Source organism: Kitasatospora sp. MBT63, from assembly GCF_000710465.2.
Taxonomy (GTDB): domain Bacteria; phylum Actinomycetota; class Actinomycetes; order Streptomycetales; family Streptomycetaceae; genus Kitasatospora.
Window position 1 is genome coordinate 1 of record NZ_JAIZ01000840.1, and the last position, 4,233, is coordinate 4,233.

At 71.4% G+C, this 4,233-nt stretch carries 5 protein-coding genes; all 5 read left to right on the forward strand.

From position 1 onward, the window contains the following. Window positions 1-107 precede the first annotated feature (107 nt). The 5 genes from AA75_RS54235 to AA75_RS44270 all read left to right on the forward strand — a co-directional run bounded on the left by AA75_RS54235 (window position 108) and on the right by AA75_RS44270 (window position 4,148). Window positions 108-203 carry a putative leader peptide gene (locus AA75_RS54235; protein ID WP_368666642.1) on the forward strand — a complete coding sequence of 32 codons (96 nt, stop codon included), beginning with the start codon at window positions 108-110 and terminating at the stop codon, window positions 201-203. Between the two features lie 366 nt (window positions 204-569). Beyond that, window positions 570-1,481, forward strand: a complete 912-nt coding sequence (locus AA75_RS44255; RefSeq protein ID WP_368666643.1) for an ABC transporter substrate-binding protein — start codon at window positions 570-572, stop codon at window positions 1,479-1,481. Window positions 1,482-1,484: 3 nt separating this feature from the next. Further along, the gene (locus AA75_RS44260) at window positions 1,485-2,309 is read left to right on the forward strand and encodes an ABC transporter ATP-binding protein (RefSeq protein WP_033826240.1); all 825 of its coding nucleotides are present in this window, start codon (window positions 1,485-1,487) and stop codon (window positions 2,307-2,309) included. After that, window positions 2,306-3,187, forward strand: coding sequence for an ABC transporter permease (locus tag AA75_RS44265; protein ID WP_082527302.1), 882 nt, complete (start codon window positions 2,306-2,308; stop codon window positions 3,185-3,187). The genes AA75_RS44260 and AA75_RS44265 overlap by 4 nt, the downstream gene beginning before the upstream one ends. Window positions 3,188-3,263: 76 nt before the next feature. Then, on the forward strand, window positions 3,264-4,148 hold the full coding sequence (locus AA75_RS44270; RefSeq protein WP_033826241.1) for a TauD/TfdA family dioxygenase: 885 nt from the start codon (window positions 3,264-3,266) through the stop codon (window positions 4,146-4,148). Window positions 4,149-4,233: the final 85 nt, after the last annotated feature.

Genomic DNA, 4,233 nt, shown 5'->3' on the forward strand with positions numbered 1-4,233 from the left:
GGAGGGGCTTCTCGCATTTCCGGACCCGGTCGCACGACCGGCGTGGGAAGGGTTTCTTCCGGCACCGGAACATTCGTTGACCGGCCAGGACGCCTGCTGGAACGCTGATGGGCGTGAGTCGAGCCGTAGCCGTGAGCCTGGTGGGCCGCCTGCACGTCGATCTTCGACGGCACGCGAGCGCCCTCTGTGCCGTCTGCCGCTGACCTGGTTCCGGCCGGGTAGGACCGCTCTGCGTCCGGCTGCCGGCGTTCCGCCGATCGGGGCCCGCGGTCCGTCGGACGTCCCGTCTCCCGCTTCCCGCCCGACCGCCCCCTGACCGTTTCGCCGGGCCGGGTGGCCGGAGCGTCATCTCCCTTTCCCGCGCGTCCGACCCGGTGTCCGAGCTGCCGGTCGGTACGGCGCGCACCCTCCTGCCTGCGAAGGATTCCGCCATGGCCGCCGCCTCCCGTCGCCAGTTCCTCTCACTCGCCGCCCTGGGGGCGGTCTCCGCCGCGTGCGGGCGTGCCTCCGCCTCGGGGGGAGGGGGCACAGAGACCGGGAGAGTCAGGTACCAAGGTTCGGCGGGCCAGGTGACGTTGCCCGAACTCGCCGAGGATCTGGGCTACTTGGGTGATGTGAGGCTGGAGTGGGTCGGCAACACGATCAGCGGGCCGCAGGACATCCAGTCGGCCGCGACCGGTCAGACCGATGTCGGCGGTGCCTTCAACGGCGCGGTGATCAAACTGGTCGCCGCCGGGGCACCGGTGAAGTCGGTGATCAGCTACTACGGCGTCGACCGGGATGCGTACAGCGGCTACTACGTGCTGGCGGACAGCCCGATCCGGGGTCCGCGCGACCTGCTCGGGAAGAAGGTCGCGATGAACACCCTCGGTGCCCATGCGGAGGCCCTTCTCGACATCTACCTCCAGCGCGGCGGTCTGTCCGCCGCCGAGGTGGCGAAGGTGGAGCCGACCGTGCTGCCGCCGGTCAACACGGAGCAGGCGTTGCGGCAGCGGCAGATCGAGGTGGCCGTCCTGGGCGGGGTGCTCCGCGACAAGGCGCTGGCCGCCGGCGGGATCCGGCCGCTGTTCAGCGACTTCGACCTGCTCGGGGCGTTCAACGCCGGCACCTTCGTGATGACCGACCGCTTCCTCAAGCAGAATCCGGAGACCTCCCGGACCTTCGTCACGGGGGTGGCCAAGGCGATCGAGTGGAGCCGGAGCACCCCGCGGGCCGAGGTGATCGCCCGCAGTGTGGAGATCGTCAAGCGCCGTGCCCGCAACGAGGATCCGGGGGCCCTGCAGTTCTGGAAGTCGTTCGGTGTGGCGGCGCCCGGCGGCCGGGTCGCGGACCAGGACTTCCAGCTGTGGATCGACTGGCTGGTCTCGCACGGGGACATCAAGGCCGGTCAGGTCAGGCCGGGTGACCTGTACTCCAACGCCTACAACGGTTTCGGCGGTGCGTCCGCGCCCGCCGTCTCCCCTTCCGCGAGCAGGAGTTGAGCGATGAGCGCACAGATCTCCTTCCGTTCGGTCAGCAAGAGCTTTCCCGTCCGAGGCCGGGCCGGGGCCCGCGGGCGGGCCGAGTTCCTCGCGGTGGACCGGGTCGATCTGGACATCGCCGCGGGTGAGTTCACCGCTCTGGTGGGACCGAGCGGCTGCGGCAAGTCGACCCTGCTGGACCTGCTGGGCGGGCTCACCGCACCGAGCTCCGGCGAGATCCTGCTCGACGGAGTGCCGGTGACCGGCCCGGGGCCGGACCGCTCCACGGTGTTCCAGCAGTACGCGCTGCTGCCCTGGCGGACCGCCCAGGGGAACGTCGAGTTCGGCCTGGAGGCGATCGGTGTGCCACGGCGCAGACGCGCTGCCCGGGCTCGGGAGTACCTGGCGCTGGTGGGTCTGGCGGGGTTCGAGGACCGGCATCCGCACGAGCTGTCCGGCGGGATGAAGCAGCGGGTGGCGATCGCCCGGAGCCTCGCCTACGACCCCGAAGTGCTCTTGATGGACGAGCCGTTCGCGGCCCTCGACGCGCAGACCAGGGAGTCGCTGCAGGCCGAGCTGCTGCGGATCTGGGAGCGCACCGGCAAGACGGTGCTGTTCATCACGCACGGCATCGAGGAGGCCGTCTACCTGGGCGGGAGGGTGGCGGTGATGACCTCGCGCCCGGGAAGGGTCAAGCAGGTCGTCCCGATCGACCTCGGCGACCGTGCGCAGGACCAGGACCTGCGCTCCAGCCCGGAGTTCACCCGGTACCGGCACGAGATCTGGGCTCTGCTCCACGACGAGGTGACCCGGGCCCAGCAGTTGGAGCGGGAGGTGAGTCCGGTATGAGCACCGGTATCGGCACGGTGGCGAAGAAGGCGGCCCGGGCCGTCGCCCGGCCGGACGCGCCCGCGGCCCCGCCGGCCCCGGTGGCTCCGGCGCGCCGCCTGCGCTCGACGGTGGCCGGGCTGCTGCTCGGCGCCCTGACCAAGACCCTGGCGATCGGCGTGCTGCTCGCGGGGTGGGAACTCGCCCCGCGGTTCGACCTGGTGGACCGGACCTTCCTGCCGCCGTTCAGCGAGGTGCTGGACGCCTGGCTCGGGTTGCTGGAGAACGGCCAGCTGGCCGCCAACACCACGGCCAGCCTGACCCGTTCGTTCACCGGCTTCGGTCTCGCGGTGGTGATCGGGGTACCGCTCGGCCTGCTGATCGGCTGGTACCGGCGGCTGGCGGGGCTGCTCGGTCCGCTGCTCGAACTCTTCCGCAACACGGCCGCGTTGGCGCTGCTGCCGGTGTTCACGCTGATCCTGGGCATCGGGGAGACCTCGAAGATCTCGATCGTGCTGTACGCCTGTGTGTGGCCGATCCTGCTGAACACCATCAGCGCGGTGCGCAGCGTCGATCCCACCCTGCTGCGGTTGGCCCGGTCGCTCGGTCTGTCGGCGCCCCGGATGTTCCAGAAGGTGATCCTGCCGGCGTCGGTGCCGGTGGTGTTCACGGGCATCCGGCTGGCCGGGGCGGTGTCGATCCTGGTGCTGGTGGCGGCCGAGATGGTCGGGGCGAAGGCGGGGCTGGGCTATCTGGTCAACGCCTCCCAGTACAACTTCGCGATCCCGCAGATGTACGCGGGCATCGTCACGATCTCCGTCATCGGGGTGGTCTTCAACCAGGCGCTGGTGCTGCTGGAACGCAGGTTCACCGCCTGGCGGGCCCCGCTGGGCGGCTGAGCGGGTGCGGCGGCCCGTACCGGCACCCGTACCCGTACCGACTGATCCACCACCATCCGTGAGAGGACACCGCACCATGACCAGTTTCGGGATCCACAAGGTCGGCGGCCGGATCGGCGCCGAGATCACCGGGCTCGACCTCGCCGGGGAGCTGGACGAGGCGACCGTCGAGGAGCTGAACGGCGCGCTGCTCGCCCACAAGGCGCTGTTCTTCCGGGAGCAGCGGCTGGACGACGACGGCCAGACCCGGTTCGCGGCCCGGTTCGGGCCGTTGACCACCGCCCACCCGACCGTGCCGGCGTTGGAGGGGCAGCCGCACGTGCTGCCGGTGGACGGCGAGGAGGGTCGGGCCAACCGCTGGCACACCGATGTCACCTTCGTCCGCACGCCGCCCAAGGCGAGCACTCTGCGCAGCCTGGTGGTGCCCGCGTACGGCGGCAACACGCTGATCGCGGACGCGCAGGCCGCGTACCGGGATCTGCCGCAGGCGCTGCGGGAGTTCGCCGACCGGCTGTGGGCCGAGCACACCAACGCGTACGACTACGCGGAGGGCAAGCCGCTGGACGAGGCCGAGCAGGAGCGGCGCCGGGTGTTCACCGCCCGGCGGTACCGGACCGCGCACCCGGTGGTGCGGGTGCATCCGGAGACCGGGGAGCGGGGGCTGTTCATCGGCGGGTTCGCGGACCGGATCGTCGGCCTGCCGACGGACGCCTCGCGGGATCTGCTGCGGACCCTGCAGTCGTACGTGACGCGGCCGGAGAACGTGGTGCGCTGGCGGTGGGCGGTGGGGGACGTGGTGCTCTTCGACAACCGGGCGACCCAGCACTACGCGCCGGACGACTACGACGACCTGCCGCGGCGGCTGCACCGGGTGACGGTGGCCGGTGACGTCCCGGTGGGGGTCAGCGGTGAGGGCAGCTACCTGATCGAGGGCGACGAGGCGGCGCACTACACCTCCTGACGGCCTCCTGAGGGCCTCCTGAGGGCCTCCTGACGCACGAGGAGCCCGGTGCACGGCGGCGCCCGCGAGGTCCCGGACCTCGCGG

Excerpts from the sequence above, each read along its gene's own strand:
- AA75_RS44265 (WP_082527302.1), top strand. The coding sequence starts at position 2,306 with ATGAGCACCGGTATCGGCACGGTGGCGAAGAAGGCGGCCCGGGCCGTC.
- AA75_RS54235 (WP_368666642.1), top strand. The coding sequence starts at position 108 with ATGGGCGTGAGTCGAGCCGTAGCCGTGAGCCTGGTGGGCCGCCTGCAC.
- AA75_RS44260 (WP_033826240.1), top strand. The coding sequence starts at position 1,485 with ATGAGCGCACAGATCTCCTTCCGTTCGGTCAGCAAGAGCTTTCCCGTC.
- AA75_RS44270 (WP_033826241.1), top strand. The coding sequence starts at position 3,264 with ATGACCAGTTTCGGGATCCACAAGGTCGGCGGCCGGATCGGCGCCGAG.